The sequence below is a fragment of the Croceibacterium atlanticum genome, from assembly GCF_001008165.2.
Taxonomy (GTDB): Bacteria; Pseudomonadota; Alphaproteobacteria; order Sphingomonadales; family Sphingomonadaceae; genus Croceibacterium_C; species Croceibacterium_C atlanticum.
The window spans coordinates 383,182-402,427 of the sequence record NZ_CP011452.2; the positions used below are offsets into that span (position 1 = coordinate 383,182).

Sequence of the window (19,246 nt, forward strand, 5' to 3'; positions counted from 1 at the left end):
CTGGCATTTTCCTGTTATTCGAAATCAGCAGCGGTCAGCGGAGTAAACTCCGTGGCGGCCGCAGCGCTCTTTGCCGCAGCATCGTCCGGATTGGCAACCAGTCCGATCGAAGTCAGCGGACCGTCCTTGACCCAAGCATCCGCCCATGCGGCGATGAAATCGCGCAGACCCGGGATCGCATCCAGATGCCCGTTCTTCACATAGATGTAGAGCGGGCGGGCGCCCGGATAGGAGAAGTTCGAGATATTGGCATATGTCGGTTCGACGCCGTTCATGCGCAGGCCCTGCACGCGGTCGGCATTCTCTTCAAGATAGGAGAAGCCGAAAACCCCGACGGCCTGCGGATTCCCTTCGATCTTCTGGACGATCAGATTATCCTGCTCGCCCTGGTCGACATAGGATCCGTCGGAGCGGACTTCGGTGCAGATCTGCTGGAAGCGCGCTTCGTCGCTTTCCTTGATCGCTTCCATCGCGGGATTCGCTTCGCATCCCTTTTCCAGCACCAGTTCCTTCAGCGCGTCGCGGGTGCCGGACGTGGAAGGGGGGCCGTAAACGAGAATCGGTTCGTTCGGCAGGGAGGGATCGACATCGCTCCAGGTCCTGGCTGTCTGCTCTTCGCCATAAGGGCTGGCGGCGAGGGCGCGATAAACGATCTCCGGCGTCAGGTTCATCGAAATGCCGCCCTTCGATGAGGCGAAGGCGATACCGTCCAGGCCAATCTGGATTTCGGTGATTTTTCCCACGCCATTTTGTTGGCAGGTTGCGAATTCGCTGGGCTTCATGCGGCGTGACGCGTTCACGATATCGGGCGTGTCAGCGCCCAGACCTTCGCAGAATAGGTTTACGCCGCCGCCGGTGCCGGTCGATTCGATGATCGGGGATTTATATTCCGGGTGCGAACGGGCGAACATTTCCGCCACGGATTTCGCGAAGGGATAGACGGTCGAGGAGCCGACAGCGCGGATCGATTCGCGCGTGCCCCCGCCATCGGCCGAACCACCGCAGGAAGCCAGGGCGAGCGCACCAAGCGCGACAAACGGAAGACGCAGTTTCTTGATCATCGGAAGAACCTTTCAGATAGGCCGCAGGGGCTAGCTAGGAAGGCTTTGTTACGGTCCAGAGACGACGGTTTGACATCGGGCCACCGAATTGGCGCCCTTGTGTGTTCCGGCCCTTTCGCGATGCTTTGCCTTCTTGTCAAAAATCCAGTTGCGCTCGCATCACCAGCGAATCGACATTGTAGGCCCTGTTGCCATCCGGTTCGGCCAATATGGCACCCGAATATTTCTGTCGGCCATAATCCACCATCAGGCGTGTCTGGGCACTGGGCGTCCAGATCAGCGAGGCGCGGTAGCTGCTCTGCCGTCCGCCGGAAATATCGCCATCCGACAGGTCCAGATGATCGTAACGCAGATTGACCTGCCACGCGCCCGGTCCGCCCTGGGTTACAGGCCGAACAGGTCGGATCCGGTCGAAACTGCCCTTGGAATAAGGGCGCGAATCACCCGGCGTCAGGAACAGGCCGATTTCGGCATAGGCGCCATAGAAAGTCGGGTCGGCCATGCCGGGGCCGCGATCGACATGCTGGCGATAGACTTCACCCGTAACGTGGACCGGCCCGCGAATCGCCGCAAATTCCAGGCCTGTTCCCAATTCACTCTCGGCCGAAAAGCGCGCGGTATCGACCAGCTTGTTGCGCGCTGAATGCACCTGCGGACGCGCGGAATAACGCAGATCCGTTCCATCCTCGTACCAGGCGTAATGGACCGATCCGCCGAAATGCAGCTGCACATCGCCCAGGCGCGGCATCGCGGCGATACGCACATCCGCGCTTCGATTCCTGTCGCCCAGATCCTCGATATTGTCGGTGAAGATCCCGGCCTGAACCAGAATGTCCTGCGCGACATATTGCCCGGACACGCCGATACGCCGCTGGAACTGGAACGCATCTGTGAAGGCGCTTCGTTCTGCGAAGGAGATGGACAGAGAACTGGTCAGTTCTTCCAGTGTTTGCACGGTGTTGTGCTGGCCGGCGGTAATCAGCAGCGGGCCATTCTTGTAGCTGGCATAGGCATCCATGATCTGGTCTTCATGTTCCGAGAAATCCATCTCGAAACGGAAGGCAAAACCACCGGGGGCCGTGGCATCCACGCCTAGCCGGGCGCGGCGGAACTCGCTGTTATAGTCCTCCGCCAGATCCAGCGATTCCGGTGCATCGATCTTACCGAGATCGACCTGGATTCGGCCGCGGGGCTTGATGCTCCACCCCTTCTTGTCGCCGATTCGCGGCGCGCCTTCGTCCAGCATCGGGATGGGGGCCGACTTCGCTGCATCGCTGCTGGAAGTATCGGCCTGTCCATGCGCGGCCGACGGCAGCAATGCCACTGGCAGCGCGAGCATGGAGGCGAGGGTGAGGCGGTGGATCATAAGATTGCTGACAAGTTACATGGATGTGTCCGTAATGTGTCAGCGCGCCTAGGCGTGCTTCATTGCAATTTTGTGACAATCGGCATTTGCAGCAAATTACTCGCGGGAAAGTATCGTGTTCCCAGAGATTTGCTGCGTCAGTCGGCCTGCGCTTCTTCTTCAGCGAGTGGCAGGCGGATCGTTACTGTCGTCCCGCGGCCGACCTTGCTGGAAATATCCAGCGTTCCCCGATGGCGCTCCACGATATGCTTGACGATGGCGAGGCCGAGGCCGGTTCCACCCGCAGCCCGGCTGCGTCCCGGATCCGTGCGGTAAAAGCGCCGCGTCAGATGCGGGATGTGTTCCGGCGCGATGCCTTCCCCGCGATCTTCTACTGAAATGATTGCCCGGCGGCGCTGGTCAGAGGTCAGGCGAACGGTGACCGGCAACGCCTGATCGCCATATTTCAGCCCGTTATCTACGAGGTTGCGCACCAATTGTTCTATCTGACGATAGTCGCCGCGCACCATCACCGGATCCTCCGGCAAATGGAGGTCCAGCCGGTCGAGCCGGTCCGGTCCGGCGCCGTCGCGCGCGGCCTGACCGACGATAGGTGCCAGATCCACACGTTCCCGCGGCTGATCGTGTTTTTCGGCCTCCACGCGGGACAGGGACATCAGATCGTCCACCAGGCTCTGCAGCCGCCGTGCTTCGCGCAGAACGGTGCCGTGAAACCTGCCCGCCAGCTTGGGGTCGATATCGCCCCCTTCGTCCACCAGCGTTTCCATATAGCCGATGATGGAAGCGAGCGGGGTGCGCAGCTCGTGGCTGGCATTCGCTACGAAATCGGTATGGGCCCGGCTGACATCGGCTTCGGCGGTGCGATTGATCAGCTCGATCAGGGAATAGCGTGCGTCGAGTGGCTGGCGCGACATCTGCCAATTGCTGCGCGGCCCGGTCAGACCCTGGATCGTGGCGCTGCCGCCGCCGGAGCGGTTGAGCAAATCGACTGCCGCCGGATGGCGCAGCGCGACTCGCGCATCCTGCCCGACCACATGGGCGCCGATCGCTTCGCGTGCCGCCGCATTGGCCACGATGATTCGGTCCCCGTCGAGCATCAGCATGGGCAGGCCTGAATGTTCGATCAGATCGCGCATCCCCGTGCGCGTGAGCTTCACGCCTTCAGTGCTTTCTCGCTGGGGCGGCTCGGGAGGGGAGGCGGTCAGCCAGTAGGACGCGCACCAGACCAGCATGACGCCGAGCACGAGCCAGATATCCACGCCATAGAGGAGCATGACAATGCCCGTGGCGAGAGCCAGCACCACTCCTGATATGGGGAATTTCCGACCCTGCTCCATCGCTTGCCCATCTAACGGGCGCGCAGGATGGGGGCCAGCAAGAAAGACAGGGAAAGGTAAGTAAGACCGACTGGTGACCCCTACGGGAATCGAACCCGTGTTTCAGCCGTGAGAGGGCCGCGTCCTGACCGCTAGACGAAGGGGCCCGGGTGTCACTCTGGACAATGCCGGGATCGGCAAGTCTGCCACCCGGTTGGTGACCCCTACGGGAATCGAACCCGTGTTTCAGCCGTGAAAGGGCCGCGTCCTAACCGCTAGACGAAGGGGCCACGCCCGGAGGCGAGGCGCGCAATTAGGAGGAGGATTGGAATCGGTCAAGCCCTATGCTGCATAAGTTTGCAACTTCCTGCTCAATCGGCCCAGGCCGCATCCTCCAGATGCAGCTCTGCCCGGGGCGTATTGCCCCAGTCGTCGGTCTTGGCGCGGCCTGCCAGCCACAGCTTGCGGCCAGAGGCGCCGTGCAGCAGCGCCTGGCCCAGTTCCGTGTCCTCCAGTCGGAAACCGATCGCCTTGAAGGAACCGCCGTCATTGCCACCGGCAACGATTCGCACATGGCCACTGCCGACTACATCCGCCTTGATCAGGTGCACGGGGCCAACGGCCACGCGCGGACCGGGCCAGCCGACACCGAAGGGGCCGGCAATTTCCAGCGTATCCACAAGTTCCGGCGTAAGGCCGCGCGGGGCCAGTGCGAGATCGAGAGTCGTGACCTGTTGTGCCGATGCGCGCGCGACCGGGCCGGCGAGTCTCTCATTCAGCCAGTCGGAAAATTCCTCCAGCTTTTCCTCCGCGACAGTCAGGCCCGCAGCCATTGCGTGACCTCCGCCCGCAACGAGGAGGCCTTTTTCTCGGGCGCCGATGATCGCTGCGCCAAGATCCACTCCGGCAATCGATCGGCCCGAACCCTTGCCCTGTCCGTTCTCGTCATCCAGCGCGATGACCAGCGAAGGCTTGCCGGTCTTTTCCTTGATTCGGCCCGCCACGATGCCGATCACGCCCGGGTGCCAGCCGCGGCCCGACACGACATGGACGGGGCGGTTGTGCTGCGCGGAAAGCTGTTCCTCCGCAGCTTCCTGTACCGCCGCTTCGATGGCGCGGCGTTCCTCGTTGAGGCGCGACAGCTGGGCAGAGATGGCCTGCGCTTCCTGCGGATCCTCCGTCGTCAACAGCCGAACGCCCAGGGTCGCTTCGCCCACGCGGCCCCCGGCATTGATTCGCGGGCCGAGTGCGAAACCGCAATCGCTGCAACTGGGTGGCCGGGTGAGCCTGCTTGCATCGATCAGCGCTGACAGGCCGACATTCCGGCGGCGCGCCATGATCTTCAGCCCCTGCGCAACAAAGGCACGGTTGAGACCGCGAATCGCCGCCACATCGGCCACGGTGCCCAGCGCCACCAGATCGAGCAGGCCCAGCAGGTCCGGTTCCTTGCGGTCAGCGAAATAGCCACGCATCCGCAAAGTGCGGGTGACGGCCACGGCCAGCAGGAAGGCGACGCCAACCGCTGCAAGATGGCCGTGGGAGGCGGCCAGATCGTTCTCGTCCAGCCGATTCGGGTTCACCAGCGCGAAAGCGCGGGGCAAATCGGGTGCGCATTTGTGATGATCGACCACGATAACGTCGATCCCTGCATCATGCGCCATACCCAGCGCCTCATGCGCCATCGCGCCGCAATCCACGGTCACGACAAGACTGGATCCTTCTTCGCCCAGACGGACCAGCGCTTGTCCACTGGGGCCATAGCCTTCCAGCAGGCGATCGGGGATATAATGCCGCGCATCATGGCCCAGCAGCCGGAACAGGCGAATCAGCAAGGCCGCGCTGGTCGCGCCGTCCACGTCGTAATCGCCGTAAATCGTGACCTGTTCACGCGAGATTATCGCTTCGGCAATGCGTTGCGCCGCCTGATCCATGTCCCTGAATTCAGAAGGATCGGGCAGGAAACCGCGAAGGCTGGGATTGCGGTGCAGATCCAGATCTTCGCGCGGAACCCCGCGTGAGAGCAGGAGCTGGGTGACGATATCGTCTTCCAGTCCGGCCGCGCCGCCAGGGAGTTCCATATTGCCGCCGCGCCACCGCCAGGCCTTGCCGGACAGGGATCGTTCGACGCCCAACACTGCTTGCATGGGAACCATGTGAAAATCCTATAATCGGTCCATTGCCGCGTGCAATGAAGGGGCAGGGACTGCGCACTGATGTCTGGCGATCAGGTCCGTTTCGGATCAAGAACCGATGGGCTGGACTCGACCTTGCGGGGTTTTCGTTACACTACACAGAGTTGGAACGCCCGGCAGCAGGTTTGTCGGGTGCTACGGGCCGCAATTTCGGGGGTCGAATGTCGGCAGTCTCGCTCCTTTTTGAGCCCGGAAAGCGGCCATCTGTCGAAAATATCCGGAGTCTGGCGGAGAGGGACGGCCAATTCTCCATTGGGCTCGATTCTCCGCAAATTTCCGCCGGTGATGCGGGCGGCATTCGGGACGTTGGACGGATGGAAATCGTCGCGAACGGCCTGTGCTTCGATATTTCCGGCCTTTCGCCCGGCGAATCCGAGCCGGTTACGAGTGCTGCGCATCTATTCGGCTTGCCGAACGAGATTGGCGATTCTCATCTGGAAGCGATCTTGATCCGTCCGGGACCGCATATCGCCGCCGCGCGCCTGATGCTTCCGGTTGCGCGCTGCCTCGCCGGGCTGGGGGCTTCTTTTGCGCTGCTCCCCGGGGTGCAGGCAGTGGCATGGCATAGTGCGCGTAGCTGGTCTTCGCCGGAACATTTTCGCAGCTCGGTCCTGCGCTGGATTGATGGAGGCGTCTTCCCCGGCCTGGGCCTTGCTGCGCTCCTGCCTTTGCAGGATGGCGGGATGGCGAGCGAAGGGCTGTCGCTGTTTACCGGGCAGGAGATCCGCCTGGCGCCCGAATTGGCGAGCGACCGCAGGCAGGGTGCGCAGCTCGCTGTGCGGCTGATGCACTGGCTGGTCGAGCGCGGAAATCTGGCCGAACGCGAAGAAATATCCGGGCCTGAAAGTGAACAATTAATCCTTGAACCTTCATCGGACCGCAAAGTGGTAGAGGTTCGGAAGGGTTAAAGGTTTCACGGCACCAGCGATATTGCGGCCGATTGCAGGCGGACCGGCAATTCCTGCCGTTCCGATCAGTCAATCGACGAGGCAGTTCCGGTTACAAGCCCGGCCTGCAAAGGCACCATCTCCTGCCCCGGCAATTACTGGGCGAAGAGTGCTTTGGCGCATTCTTCCGCTCGATTGGCCCGACCCGCATCGGATTCGACGACTTCCGCCGCAACGGATTGTTGCTTCCGGCCAATGGCGAAGTGGCGATGCGCCTGCGTTTGCCACTGCATAGAGGGCCGCACCGCCACTATAATGACATGGTTGCCCAGCGCATGGGCCAGATAGAGCGCAGCTGGTCCGTTTCAGCCCCAGCCGCGCCCGACACGGCGTGCGAGGAGGCGGTGATGCGAATCAGCCTGCTGCAACGTGCGCTGCGCCGCAGCCTGCTTCAGCCAGATAGGCCGCGTGTCCGACTCAGCCGGAAATGCCCCCTGGACGCCGGGCTGGATTTCTCCGAACTCGACGCCATGGTGGAGAGCCTGTGGGCCGGGACGGACGTGGTGGAGCAGGCCTGAACCGGTCAGGCCTGTTGTCACCCCTTACTGTCGCGCACCGCGCCGTTCGCAGCGCTCAGGATGGCGCGGACGCTGGCACTGGCCACGTCTTCGTCGATCCCAACGCCCCAGACGGTTTCGCCGCTGGGCAGGGCGCATTCGAGATAGGCGGCGGCCCGGGCATCGGTGCCCTTGCTCAGCGCGTGTTCGGTATAGTCCACCACGTCGAGTTCGAGCCCGAAGGTCTGGCGCAAGGTGGTGAGTACCGAAGATACCAGTCCCTTTCCGCGTCCGCTGACCTTCTGCGCCTTGCCGCCGACGGTGATCGTGCCTGCGAAGAGGCGGGTGCCGTCGCTGGCGCGGGTTTCCTCGTAATCGACCAGTTCGAAAGTCGCATCCTCCGCACCGATGAAATAGGCCCTCTGGAAGCAGTTCCAGATATCATCGGCATTGAGTTCGCGGCCCACTTCATCGGCCATGTCCTGCACGTGGCGGGAGAAATTCGCCTGCAGCTTCTTCGGCAGTTTCAGGCCCTGGCCCTGTTCCAGAACCCAGGCAAAGCCGCCCTTTCCGCTCTGTGAATTCACGCGGATCACGGCTTCGTAATTCCGTCCCAGATCGGCCGGATCGATTGGCAGATAGGGAACCCGCCATTCTTCGTCATTGCGCTGGCTCTGGGCTTCGAAGCCTTTCTTGATCGCATCCTGGTGGCTGCCGGAAAACGCCGTGAAGACCAGTTCGCCGCCATAGGGATGGCGCGCGGGAACCGGCAGCTGGTTGCAATATTCGACCGTCTCGATGACCTTGTCGATATCGGAGAAATCAAGCTCCGGATCCACGCCCTGCGTGTACATGTTGAGGGCGACGGTCACGAGGCAGCAATTGCCGGTCCGTTCGCCATTGCCGAACAGGCAGCCTTCAACGCGGTCCGCACCGGCCATCAGGCCAAGCTCTGCCGCGGCAACGCCAGTGCCGCGATCATTATGCGTGTGCAGGCTGATAACGGCCGCATCGCGCCGGGGCAGATTGCGGCAGAAATATTCTATCTGGTCGGCATAGATATTGGGCGTCGCCGCCTCCACCGTTGCCGGCAGATTGAGAATGATCGGGTGTTCGGGCGTGGGCTGGAGCACGTCCATCACCGCTTCGCAGACCTCCAGGCTGAAATCGAGTTCCGCGGTGGAGAAGGTTTCCGGCGAATACTGGAAATGCCAGTCCGTGTCGGGCCGCTTCGCTGCTTCGTCCCGCAGCAATTTTGCGCCGCTGATCGCAATGTCCTTCACTTCCGATTGGGACATGCGGAACACGATCTCCCGCCATGCGGGCGAAACAGCGTTGTAGAGATGCACGATTGCCGCGCGCGCGCCTTCCAGGCTTTCAAAGCTGCGGGCGATCAGGTCAGCGCGGGACTGGGTCAGCACCTGCACCAGAACATCGTCTGGTATCCGATCGGAATGAACCAGCGAACTGATGAAATCGAACTCTGTCTTGCCGGCACTGGGAAAGCCGACTTCGATCTCCTTCACGCCGATTTCGACGAGAAGATCGAAGAAGCGGTTCTTCTTCACGGCATCCATCGGATCGATGATGGACTGATTGCCGTCGCGCAGGTCGGTTGAGAGCCAGCGGGGCGCGCGTTCGATCACGCGCGAGGGCCATTGCCGGTCAGGCAGGTTGATCGTCGGGAAGGGTCGGTACTTGCGGCCCGGTTCTTTGAGCATGGGCATAATGGAATTCGCCTTATCGCGTGAATTGCGCGCCGCAAAGGGCGCAGCATGATTTCGACCATTTGAAATGAAAAGCCCTTAGGCGGGCTGCCCGGCGCAAAGCGCGCATGGGCAAAGGTACGCGCCTAAGGGCGCGTTAGTCGAAGCAGCGATAGCAGTTCGCGGCGGTTCATGGTCATTGCATATGCGATTTAGTTATCGAATGTCCAGCCACAAGGACCAAGGCGCCGGGTTTCGTCAGCTGAACCGGTCTGGCCGGGACATTTTCCGCTGTGTTGTGCTGCAAGGAAAAGCGGCCGCCTGCCGGTTCAATGGCAGGCGGCCGCTCTGATAGCCTTAAAAAGGATGCGCTTACTTCTCGAAAGCGACAGTGATCGTCAGTTCCACTTCGTCGCCAATGCCGAAGGGGATGCCCCAATCCATGCCGAAATCCGACCGCTTGATGGTGGTTTCGCCATGGAAGCCGACCGTCTTCTTCTGGCTCATGGCGTTGGTGCCCTGGCCGCTGACTTCGGCTTCGATCGTGACAGGCTTGGTGACGCCGTTCAAAGTCAGGTCGCCGGTGATCGTGGCTTCGGTTTCACCCGTCACGTCGATATTGGTCGATACGAAATGCGCCGGGGCCGGTTCGGGGCCGAAGAAGTCCGGCTTCGCGCCATCCTTGCCCGCGCGCAGCAGGTGATCCTTCAGGCCGGCGCTGGGCACGGTTACCGACGCGATCGGGATCATCACGTCCACCGAAGATGCGGCCGGATTGGCCGTATCCAGCGTGAGCGTGCCCGACACGTCTCCGAAAATGCCCAGATAGTCGTTGAAGCCCAGATGGTTCACGCTCCAGCCGACCAGGGAATGCGCCGCATCGGCGGTATAGGTGCCGGATTCGATAGCGCTGACATCGACTTCGGCGGGGGCGGGGCCGCCCTGCGCCTGAAGCGAACCGATCGAAAGTGCCGCAACGCCCAGTGCAGCGGCGGCGGGAAGTGTCCATTTACGCATCAAGTGTCTCCCAGTGAAGTTTGCCAATGCAAATCATTCGCCCCAGTCTGACGTGCCGCATTGACAAAGTCCACTGGGAAGCGACGCGGGCTCAGTTCTTGTCCTTGTCCACCAGCTTGTTGGCGGTGATCCACGGCATCATGGAGCGGAGCTGTTCGCCGGTCTTTTCGATCGGGTGTTCAGCCTGGCGCTTGCGGGCGGCCTTCATTTCCGGATTGCCCACTGCATTGTCGAGCATGAAGCGCTGGACGAAGCGGCCAGCCTGGATATCTTCCAGAACACGCTTCATTTCCGCCTTTGTCTCATCCGTGATGACGCGCGGACCGGTGTGGTAATCGCCATATTCCGCCGTGTTGGAGATGGAATAGCGCATATTGGCGATGCCGCCTTCATACAGCAGGTCCACGATCAGCTTGGTTTCGTGGAGACATTCGAAATAGGCCATTTCCGGCGCATATCCGGCTTCCACCAGGGTTTCGAAACCGGCCATGATCAGGTGGGTGATGCCGCCGCACAGAACGGCCTGTTCGCCGAAGAGATCGGTTTCGCACTCTTCCTTGAAATTGGTTTCGATGATGCCCGAACGGCCGCCACCGACGCCGCTGGCATAGGCGAGGGCGATGTCATGCGCGTTGCCGCTGGCATCCTGATGAATCGCGATCAGGCAGGGAACGCCGCCGCCCTTCACATATTCGCCGCGAACCGTATGGCCCGGACCTTTCGGCGCGATCATGATCACGTCGATATCGTCCGACGGTTCAATCAGGCCGAAATGGATGTTCAGGCCGTGGGCGAAAGCGAGGGCAGAGCCCTTCTTCATATTGCCCTTCAGATCGTTGGCCCAGATCGCCGCCTGATATTCGTCCGGGGCGAGGATCATCAGCACGTCGGCCCATGCCGCCGCTTCGGAATTGCTCAGCACCTTGAAGCCGGCCCCTTCGGCCTTTTTCGCCGAAGCGGAACCCGGACGCAGCGCGATCGCAATGTCCTTCACGCCGCTGTCGCGCAGGTTCTGCGCGTGGGCGTGGCCCTGGCTGCCATAGCCCAGCACGGCGATCTTCTTGTCGGTGATCAGGTTCAGGTCGCAATCGGCGTCATAATAGACTTTCATCGTTCTCGCTTCTCTCTGTCTCGTCACCCCCGCGCAGCGGGATCCGGAAATGCATGTCGCCCTAGCCGGATATCCGCCCCTGCGGGAATGACGAATTGTTTGTCTTACTTAATTGGTCCTATGCCCCCTGGGCGCCGCGCAACATGCCGACGACGCCGGTCCGGCCGACTTCGACCAGGCCCAGTTCGCGCATCAGCGCGACGAAACTGTCGATCTTGTCGGGCGATCCGGTGATCTCGAAAATGAAGCTGGAGGTCGTCGTGTCGATGGCGACCGCGCGAAACACATCGGCCAGGCGCAGCGCCTCGACCCGGTTTTCGCCCTTGCCGGCAACTTTCACCAGCGCCAGCTCCCGTTCCACATGGGGGCCTTCATCGGTGAGGTCGATCACACCGTGAACCGGCACGAGCCGATCCAGTTGAGCCATGATCTGGTCAATCACGGGCGGGGGGCCGCTGGTGACGATGGTGATCCGGCTGACGGCGTGGTCTTCCGTGATGTCGGCCACGGTCAGGCTATCGATATTATAGCCGCGCGCGGTGAATAGCCCGGCGATCTTGGCGAGGATGCCCGCTTCATTATCGACGGTGATGTTGAGAACGTGGCGTTCGGAATGGCGATGCTGGATTTTCATCAGACCAGGGCCTTCGCTTCGTCTTCCATGGTGCCGGCATGAACGTCACCATAAAGCAGCATTTCGGTATGGGCGGCGCCGCTGGGGATCATCGGGAAGCAGTTTGCCTCCTTCGAAACCTGGCAATCGACGATCACAGGGCCGTCATGAGCGAGCATGGCGTCGATCCCGGCGTCCAGCTCGCTTTCGTCATGAATGCGGATGCCTTTCCAGCCATAGGCTTCGGCAAGGCGCACGAAATCGGGCAGGCTGTCCGAATAGGAATTGGAATAGCGGCTTTCATAGGTCAGTTCCTGCCACTGGCGGACCATGCCCATATATTCATTGTTGAGGATGAAGATCTTCACCGGAAGGCGGAACTGGCTGGCCGTGCCCAGTTCCTGGATGTTCATCTGGATCGATGCTTCGCCCGCAATGTCGATCACGAGGCTGCCCGGATTGCCGAGCTGCGCGCCGATAGCCGCCGGCAGGCCATAGCCCATCGTGCCAAGGCCGCCGCTGGTGAGCCATTTGTTCGGGCCCATGAAACCGAAATATTGCGCGGCCCACATCTGGTGCTGGCCGACTTCGGTGGTGATGATGGGATCGCGATCGCGCGTCTTTTCAAACAGTCGCTGGACAGCGAGCTGCGGCATGATGGAATCCTCGCGAAGCGGGAAGGCGAGGCTGTCGCGGCCGCGCCAATCCTCGATCTTTGCCTTCCATTCGCCCAGATCGGCCGGCTGGCGATTGTCCCATGCGGAGATCAGCTGTTCCAGTACGGTGGCGCAGTCGCCAACGATGCCGAGATCGACGGGAACGACCTTGTTGATCGAAGCACGGTCGATATCGATGTGAATCTTCCTGGAGCCCGGCGAAAACGCATCGAGCCGGCCGGTAACCCGGTCGTCGAAACGCGCACCGATATTCACCATCACGTCGCACTGGTTCATCGCCATATTGGCTTCGTAGGTGCCGTGCATGCCCAGCATTCCAAGCCAGTCGGCATGGTCTGCGGGGAAAGCGCCAAGACCCATCAGTGTCGAAGTGACCGGCGCGCCGGTGAGCTCTTGCAGCTGACGCAGCAATTCAGTCGCGCGGGGGCCGGAATTGATGACCCCGCCGCCTGTATAGAAGACGGGCCGCTTTGCATTGACGATCATTTCGACTGCCTCAGCCACTTCCTCGACCGAGGCGACCATGCGCGGCTGATATCGCTTGGGCCGTTGCGGCGCGCGATCTTCCAGCAGTGCGGTGGCAACCTGCACATTCTTGGGAATGTCGATCACGACCGGGCCGGGCCGGCCGGTGGTTGCGATCTCGAATGCCTCGTCGATCGTGGCGGCCAGGTGATCGGGATCCTTCACCAGGTAATTATGCTTGGTGCAGTGGCGCGTCAGGCCGATCGTATCCGCTTCCTGGAAGGCGTCGGTGCCGATCAGATTGGTGGCAACCTGCCCGGTGATGACAACCAGGGGGATGGAATCGAGAAAGGCATCGGCAATGCCGGTGATGGCATTGGTCGCGCCGGGGCCGGAGGTGACGAGCACGACGCCGGGCTTGCCGGTGGAGCGGGCATAACCTTCCGCTGCATGAGCGGCACCCGCTTCATGCCGCACGAGGATGTGCCGGATGCGATCGTCGGAAAATAGTTCGTCGTAAATCGGCAGTACTGCGCCGCCGGGATACCCGAAGACGAATTCGACACCCTGGCGAACCAGGCTTTCGCATAATATCGCAGCGCCGCTGCGTTCCTCGCTCACGTTCGACCCTTTCTTCAAAAAGACGGACCCGGCACGATGGTTCGCGCCGGGTCGCTCCTCTCCAATGCGGAAAACGCTCCGCATTGGAGAGGAGCTGCTAAAAGACATTATATGTCATGTCAACCCCAGATGTAGTAATAATGTTTCAAATATGCCTTCTGCGGAGATATTTTTCGCACTGATGCGCTTCCAATCTTCCGGCGGTTGCCTGCGAAACCAGGTGAACTGGCGTTTCGCGTAATTTCGGGTCGCCTGCTGTCCGCGCGAGATCATTTCCTCGCGGCTGCATTCGCCTTTCAGCCAGGCTGCGATTTCCGGCACGCCGATGGCGCGCATGACCGGCAGGTCCGGATCGAGATTACGCGCAAGCAAAGTTTCCACTTCTTCCACCGCGCCCTGGTCCAGCATTTGCGTAAAACGCAGATCGCAACGTGGGTAGAGCCATTCGCGATCGGGCAGGAGAATGGCTGGAAACAGTTCGATTGCAGAACCGATGCCGCCAGCTTTTCGCGCCTGCCAATGGGCAAGCGGACGCCCGGTGGAACGGACAACTTCCAGGGCGCGGGCAATCCGCGTCGTGTCTCCGGGGTTCAGCGCATCGGCGCGTTCGGGGTCTTCGGTCTTTAGCGCCGCATAAGCATCCGTGGTGTGCAGGGCGCGCACAGCCGCGCGTATTGCAGGGTCGATCGGCGGTATCGGGGCGATTCCTTCCAGCAATGTGCGGATATAAAGGCCGGTGCCGCCGACAAGGATGGGCACTTGTCCGGCCAGATGGGCATTTTCTATCTCTCGTTTTGCCGCCGCTGCCCAATCTGCGGCGGAACAGGCCGTCGCGCCGTCCCAGGCGCCGAACAGGTGATGCGGCACTCCGCTCATTTCATCCACGCTCGGCCGGGCGCTGAGAACACGCAGATCATGATAAACTTGCGCACTGTCGGCATTGATCACCACACCGGGGCGCCCCCGATGTTGCAGTGCGAGCGCGAGGTCGATGGCGAGATCGCTCTTGCCGCTGGCCGTCGGCCCTGCAATGAGCGCCACCGCTTTTCGAGGACCTGGAGAATATGCGTTGCTCATCGCGCGTCTGATAGCAGACCCCGCCACTCTGGAAACACGGCTCGATGCCGCGACGCGCGCGCTCGAGGCGGAAGGGTTGGCGCTCGCCAATGCGCAGATGCTCGACCATTGCGGCGATGTGCTGCAGCTTGAACTGCCCGGAGACGATGCCGCGACTCTGCAGCGCGTGCTGGACGTGCATTTCAACCCGTCAGACGCAATCATCGCCCGCGATGCCTTTCGCGTGCCGGACCTGTTCGTGTCCGACATGGATTCGACCATGATCGGGCAGGAATGCATCGATGAACTGGCCGATTTCGCCGGGATCAAGCCGCAGATTGCCGCCATCACCGAGCGGGCGATGCAGGGAGAACTGGATTTCGAACAGGCCCTGCGCGAACGAGTGGCGCTGCTGTCCGGCCTGGATGAAGGCGCAATCGATCGCTGCCTGGCGGAGCGTATCGTGCCGACGGACGGTGCGCGCACATTGGTTGCGACATTGAAGAATCATGGCTGCCGCACGGTGCTGGTCACTGGCGGTTTTCATCATTTCGCCGATGCAGTGGCGGATTGGATCGGCTTTGAACATGTTGTCGGCAACCGTCTGGCGGTTTCCGGGGGCAAGCTTTCGGGCGAGCTGGTCGGCGCCATCACCGATTCGTCGGTGAAGGAAGCGGTGCTGCGCGATGAGGCAGGCAAGCTGGGCGACGACGCGCTGAGCATGGCCGCAGGCGATGGCGCAAACGACATCCCCATGCTGAAGGCCGCCGGTTACGGTATCGCTTATCGCGCCAAGCCGAAGGCGCGGGCAGCGGCGAATGGCTGGGTGGATCGCGGCGACCTGACCGCGATTCTGAAACTATTGAATATCCCCGAACATAGCTGGGTCGCCTAGGCGGGCGGTCCGGGCGTTTTTGTCCGCAGCATCGGTTCCCATTGCCAGCGGGAGAGGCTTCTCCAGGCCCATTCAAACGGGCCGTAACGATAGCGGTCCAGCCATGGTTTGGACCAGAGCAGCATGATCAGCCAGACACCCGGCGCGAAAAGCCAGGCCTGTCCGCGCGATAGCTGGCCGTAAAGGCCCAGACCGAAGCCGAAGAACAGGATGGTGCCGATGATCGTGGCGCCCAGATAATTGGTGAAGGCCGTCCGCCCTACGGCCGCCAGCCGGTCTGCAATCGCACCGCGTTTCGGAAATATCAGGATGATCAGCGCGGCATATCCAATTGCCGCCACCGGGTGCAGCGGCCCGGAATATATCTGGTTCCAGGGAAAGAATATGAACGGGCTGAAATCTGCGCGGAGCACCTCGCGCGCGCCGATCCCGAAATAGATCAGGCTTGCCCCGATGAAGGGCACGGCAATTTCGATATAGCGCCGCCGCTTCCAGCTGCCGGTCAGGAAGCCAGACTTGTAGCCGGCCATGCCGATCAGCATCAGCCCGAGCGTTTCGATGCCATAGCCAAAAACCGACATGAAGGGGCGGAGCGGCTGCGCCTCCATTATCGAATCGAAATGGGCCGGGATGGATGCGTGGGCGGCCTTGTCGTTCGCCAGTGCTTCCTCGCTTGGTTTCAGTCCGGCGAGGAGTTCCTGCAGGGCCGCGCGCTGCTCGTCACTCGCGCCCGGCGCGGCCTTCGCTTGATATTGCGCGATCTGCTGCCCGCCCATGACCATGTTGGGCAAATAGCCGGCCGAAAGGGCGATGGCCGCCGCCACCAGCAGCCATTTCACCGGCAAGCGCCAGAAGATGAAGGCGATCATGCCGACCAGCGCGTAATTGGCCAGGATGTCTCCCCACCACAGGAAATAGAAATGGGCGAGGCCGAACAGCAGCAGCACGGCCATGCGCGGATAATGGACCCGCCACGGATCCTTGCCCGCCGCGATGCCGCGTTCGATCACCAGGATGGTGGAGGCGCCGAACAGGATCGAGAAGAGGCTGCGGAACTTGCCATCGACCAGGATGAAGTTGGCCGCCCACATGATCCGGTCGCCCAGGCTGCCGAAGCCATAGCCGGGCGGATAGAAATAGGCCTGTTCGATCATGGCCATGCCCACGACATTGACCGAAAAAATGCCCATCACCGCGATACCGCGAATGATATCGAGCACAAGAATCCGATCGGGCGAAGTCGTTGCCATGCATTGCCCTCTTCTCACCCGAAACCGGGTGAGAAGGTGTTATACATCAACCACACAGTATGACAGGCGGTTTCTACGGAAAGCGCATCGGGCCGCCCGAAAACGCTTTCCTGCCGGATCAGCTTTCCATCCAGTCGCGGAAGAAGCTTTCGCTGGCTTCGCGCAGATCGGCCAGCGAAACGCCGAACAGGCTATCGCCGGTCACGGTGCCGATCCGGCGGATGCCGGAAGAGGCGGTATCCGCATCGCGCGTGCCCTTGGCGATCTGTTGCTGGAATGCCGCCATGTCGGGCACTGTCACCAGATACCGGCCCTGATCTTCGCCAAACCACCAATTGGCCTGGGCGTATGATTCGTGTCCGCTGACATCGGCCCCGAAGCCGCCAGCCAGCGCCATTTCGGCCAGCGCCACGGCAAGGCCGCCATCCGAAACGTCATGCACGGCACTGACGAGTCCGGCTTCGATCAGTTCGCGGATGAATTCGCCGGAGTACTTTTCCGCGGTCAGGTCGACCGGCGGGGCGTTGCCTTCCTCGCGGCCATGGATTTCCCGCAGCCAGAGCGACTGGCCCAGATGGCCGCGTGTCCTGTCCGGCGTGGCCCAGCTTTCCGAACCGATCAGGTAGATCGCTTCGCCTTCCGCCTTGAAGCCGATTGTCGCCATCTTCGTGTAATCGGCGAGCAGACCCACACCGCCAATCGCGGGCGTGGGCAGGATGGCGCTGCCGCCGCCGGTGGCCTTGCTTTCATTATAGAGGCTGACATTGCCGCTCACGATCGGGAAATCCAGCGCACGGCAGGCATTGCCCATGCCTTCGAGGCAGCCGACGAACTGGGCCATGATTTCCGGGCGCTGCGGATTGGCGAAGTTCAGGCAATTCGTCACTGCCAGCGGCTTCGCACCGACCGCGCAGAGATTGCGGTAAGCCTCTGCAATCGCCTGCTTTCCGCCTTCATAAGGATCGGCATAACAATAACGCGGCGTGCAATCGGTGGTCACGGCCAGCGCCTTCCCGGTTCCATGCACGCGCACGACACCGGCATCGCCGCCCGAAAGCTGCATCGTATCGCCGCCGACCTGGCTGTCATATTGTTCCCAGATCCAGCGACGGCTGGCGAGATCGGGCGAGGCCATCAGCTTGAGCAGATCCCCGCCCACATCCGCCGTATCCGGCGCGTCCTGCAGGCCCTTGATCCCCGCCCAGTTCCTGTATTCCTCGCGCGAGACATGGGGGCGGTCGTAAAGCGGGGCATCCGCGGCGAGCGGGCCCAGCGGAATATCGCAGACCACTTCGCCATCGAATTCCAGCACCATGTGCTGCGTATCCGTGACTTCGCCGATAATCGCGAAATCGAGCTCCCATTTGCGGAAAATGGCTTCGGCCATTGCTTCCTTGCCCGGCTTCAGCACCATGAGCATCCGCTCCTGGCTTTCGCTGAGCATCATTTCATAGGGCGTCATGCCGTCTTCGCGGCACGGCACCTTGTTCATGTTCAGCCGGATGCCGGCCTTGCCATTGGTCGCCATTTCGACGCTGGATGATGTGAGGCCAGCGGCGCCCATGTCCTGAATCGCCACGATCGCATCGGTTGCCATCAATTCCAGGCAGGCTTCGATCAGCAGCTTTTCGGTGAAGGGATCGCCAACCTGCACGGTCGGGCGCTTTTCTTCCGAATCCTCGCCAAAATCGGCGCTGGCCATGGTCGCGCCATGGATGCCGTCACGCCCGGTCTTGGACCCGACATAAACGATCGGATTGCCCACGCCCGTGGCGGCGGAATAGAAGATCTTGTCCGTATCGGCGACGCCCACGGTCATCGCATTGACCAGGATATTGCCGTCATAGGCAGGGTGGAAATTCGTCTCTCCCGCCACGGTCGGCACGCCGACGCAATTGCCATAGCCGCCAATGCCCGCGACCACGCCTTGCACCAGATGCTTCATCTTGGGATGGTCGGGCCGCCCGAAACGCAGCGCGTTGCAATTGGCCACCGGGCGCGCGCCCATGGTGAAGACGTCGCGCAGAATGCCCCCGACACCCGTCGCCGCACCCTGATAGGGTTCGATATAGCTGGGGTGGTTATGGCTCTCCATCTTGAAGATGGCGGCCTGGCCGTCGCCAATGTCGATAACACCTGCATTCTCACCCGGGCCGCAGATGACCCACGGTGCTTCGGTCGGCAGCTTCTTCAGATGCAGACGGCTCGATTTATAGGAGCAATGTTCGCTCCACATGACCGAGAATATGCCCAGTTCCACGAGATTGGGTTCGCGGCCGAGCGCGTGCAATACGCGTTCATATTCTTCGGGGCTGAGGCCATGGGCTTCGACGACTTCGGGCGTGATTTCTGACATGGGCTGGGCCTTAGTGCGGCTTCTTATCCTGGTAAACTGTCCACCGCCAATCTTCCCCGCGAAAGCGCGAACATTCCACCGAGCTTGACCGGCCATGCAA

15 protein-coding genes and 2 tRNA genes are annotated in these 19,246 nt (G+C 61.5%); 3 read left to right on the forward strand and 14 right to left on the reverse strand.

Features of this window, described 5'->3' with window-relative positions:
- Nucleotides 1-14: 14 nt before the first annotated feature.
- The 6 genes from WYH_RS01880 to recJ form a co-directional block, all read right to left on the reverse strand.
- On the reverse strand, nucleotides 15-1,061 hold the full coding sequence (locus WYH_RS01880; RefSeq protein WP_046902475.1) for a substrate-binding domain-containing protein: 1,047 nt from the start codon (nucleotides 1,059-1,061) through the stop codon (nucleotides 15-17).
- 136 nt (nucleotides 1,062-1,197) lie between these two features.
- A complete protein-coding gene (locus WYH_RS01885) occupies nucleotides 1,198-2,427 on the reverse strand; it encodes an OprO/OprP family phosphate-selective porin (protein WP_046902476.1) in 1,230 nt (409 codons plus the stop codon).
- A 137-nt stretch (nucleotides 2,428-2,564) separates the two neighbouring features.
- Nucleotides 2,565-3,764 (reverse strand): sensor histidine kinase, encoded by a 1,200-nt coding sequence (locus WYH_RS01890; RefSeq protein WP_046902477.1) that lies wholly within the window; start codon nucleotides 3,762-3,764, stop codon nucleotides 2,565-2,567.
- Between the two features lie 71 nt (nucleotides 3,765-3,835).
- Nucleotides 3,836-3,910, reverse strand: a tRNA-Glu gene (locus tag WYH_RS01895).
- Between the two features lie 48 nt (nucleotides 3,911-3,958).
- Nucleotides 3,959-4,033, reverse strand: a tRNA-Glu gene (locus WYH_RS01900).
- Nucleotides 4,034-4,114: 81 nt separating this feature from the next.
- Entirely contained in the window at nucleotides 4,115-5,896 is a 1,782-nt protein-coding gene (gene recJ, locus WYH_RS01905; protein WP_046902478.1) for a single-stranded-DNA-specific exonuclease RecJ, read from the reverse strand.
- A gap of 353 nt (nucleotides 5,897-6,249) precedes the next feature.
- Between recJ and WYH_RS01910 the strand changes: the two genes are divergently transcribed.
- Complete coding sequence (locus tag WYH_RS01910) at nucleotides 6,250-6,843, forward strand: hypothetical protein (protein WP_156320046.1); 594 nt, start codon at nucleotides 6,250-6,252, stop codon at nucleotides 6,841-6,843.
- 32 nt (nucleotides 6,844-6,875) lie between these two features.
- Nucleotides 6,876-7,400, forward strand: coding sequence for an AHH domain-containing protein (locus WYH_RS01915; RefSeq protein ID WP_235979753.1), 525 nt, complete (start codon nucleotides 6,876-6,878; stop codon nucleotides 7,398-7,400).
- Between the two features lie 17 nt (nucleotides 7,401-7,417).
- Here WYH_RS01915 and leuA read toward each other — a convergent pair whose 3' ends face one another.
- The 6 genes from leuA to miaA all read right to left on the reverse strand — a co-directional run bounded on the left by leuA (nucleotide 7,418) and on the right by miaA (nucleotide 14,666).
- Entirely contained in the window at nucleotides 7,418-9,106 is a 1,689-nt protein-coding gene (gene leuA, locus WYH_RS01920) for a 2-isopropylmalate synthase (protein ID WP_046902480.1), read from the reverse strand.
- Nucleotides 9,107-9,457: 351 nt separating this feature from the next.
- Entirely contained in the window at nucleotides 9,458-10,102 is a 645-nt protein-coding gene (locus tag WYH_RS01925; protein WP_046902481.1) for a YceI family protein, read from the reverse strand.
- Between the two features lie 91 nt (nucleotides 10,103-10,193).
- The gene (ilvC, locus tag WYH_RS01930; RefSeq protein WP_046902482.1) at nucleotides 10,194-11,213 is read right to left on the reverse strand and encodes a ketol-acid reductoisomerase; all 1,020 of its coding nucleotides are present in this window, start codon (nucleotides 11,211-11,213) and stop codon (nucleotides 10,194-10,196) included.
- Between the two features lie 118 nt (nucleotides 11,214-11,331).
- Complete coding sequence (gene ilvN, locus WYH_RS01935; protein WP_046902483.1) at nucleotides 11,332-11,847, reverse strand: acetolactate synthase small subunit; 516 nt, start codon at nucleotides 11,845-11,847, stop codon at nucleotides 11,332-11,334.
- Complete coding sequence (ilvB, locus tag WYH_RS01940) at nucleotides 11,847-13,589, reverse strand: biosynthetic-type acetolactate synthase large subunit (RefSeq protein WP_046902484.1); 1,743 nt, start codon at nucleotides 13,587-13,589, stop codon at nucleotides 11,847-11,849. Before ilvB ends, ilvN begins: the two co-directional genes overlap by 1 nt.
- Nucleotides 13,590-13,703: 114 nt before the next feature.
- On the reverse strand, nucleotides 13,704-14,666 hold the full coding sequence (gene miaA, locus WYH_RS01945) for a tRNA (adenosine(37)-N6)-dimethylallyltransferase MiaA (protein ID WP_046902485.1): 963 nt from the start codon (nucleotides 14,664-14,666) through the stop codon (nucleotides 13,704-13,706).
- Between miaA and serB the strand changes: the two genes are divergently transcribed.
- On the forward strand, nucleotides 14,659-15,540 hold the full coding sequence (gene serB, locus WYH_RS01950; protein WP_046902486.1) for a phosphoserine phosphatase SerB: 882 nt from the start codon (nucleotides 14,659-14,661) through the stop codon (nucleotides 15,538-15,540). The two genes, miaA and serB, sit on opposite strands and share 8 nt — an antisense overlap.
- Here serB and WYH_RS01955 read toward each other — a convergent pair.
- Both WYH_RS01955 and purL read right to left on the reverse strand, forming a co-directional pair.
- Complete coding sequence (locus tag WYH_RS01955) at nucleotides 15,537-16,790, reverse strand: DUF418 domain-containing protein (RefSeq protein WP_046902487.1); 1,254 nt, start codon at nucleotides 16,788-16,790, stop codon at nucleotides 15,537-15,539. The genes serB and WYH_RS01955 overlap by 4 nt on opposite strands.
- A gap of 118 nt (nucleotides 16,791-16,908) precedes the next feature.
- Nucleotides 16,909-19,146: a phosphoribosylformylglycinamidine synthase subunit PurL gene (purL, locus tag WYH_RS01960; protein ID WP_046902488.1), complete on the reverse strand. Its 2,238-nt coding sequence runs from the start codon at nucleotides 19,144-19,146 to the stop codon at nucleotides 16,909-16,911.
- Between the last annotated feature and the right edge of the window lie 100 nt (nucleotides 19,147-19,246).

Coding starts and splice junctions, on each gene's coding strand:
- WYH_RS01890 (WP_046902477.1), bottom strand. CDS start 3,764: ATGGAGCAGGGTCGGAAATTCCCCATATCAGGAGTGGTGCTGGCTCTC.
- WYH_RS01925 (WP_046902481.1), bottom strand. CDS start 10,102: ATGCGTAAATGGACACTTCCCGCCGCCGCTGCACTGGGCGTTGCGGCA.
- leuA (WP_046902480.1), bottom strand. CDS start 9,106: ATGCCCATGCTCAAAGAACCGGGCCGCAAGTACCGACCCTTCCCGACG.
- ilvC (WP_046902482.1), bottom strand. CDS start 11,213: ATGAAAGTCTATTATGACGCCGATTGCGACCTGAACCTGATCACCGAC.
- WYH_RS01955 (WP_046902487.1), bottom strand. CDS start 16,790: ATGGCAACGACTTCGCCCGATCGGATTCTTGTGCTCGATATCATTCGC.
- WYH_RS01885 (WP_046902476.1), bottom strand. CDS start 2,427: ATGATCCACCGCCTCACCCTCGCCTCCATGCTCGCGCTGCCAGTGGCA.
- miaA (WP_046902485.1), bottom strand. CDS start 14,666: ATGAGCAACGCATATTCTCCAGGTCCTCGAAAAGCGGTGGCGCTCATT.
- ilvN (WP_046902483.1), bottom strand. CDS start 11,847: ATGAAAATCCAGCATCGCCATTCCGAACGCCACGTTCTCAACATCACC.
- recJ (WP_046902478.1), bottom strand. CDS start 5,896: ATGGTTCCCATGCAAGCAGTGTTGGGCGTCGAACGATCCCTGTCCGGC.
- WYH_RS01880 (WP_046902475.1), bottom strand. CDS start 1,061: ATGATCAAGAAACTGCGTCTTCCGTTTGTCGCGCTTGGTGCGCTCGCC.
- purL (WP_046902488.1), bottom strand. CDS start 19,146: ATGTCAGAAATCACGCCCGAAGTCGTCGAAGCCCATGGCCTCAGCCCC.
- WYH_RS01910 (WP_156320046.1), top strand. CDS start 6,250: ATGGAAATCGTCGCGAACGGCCTGTGCTTCGATATTTCCGGCCTTTCG.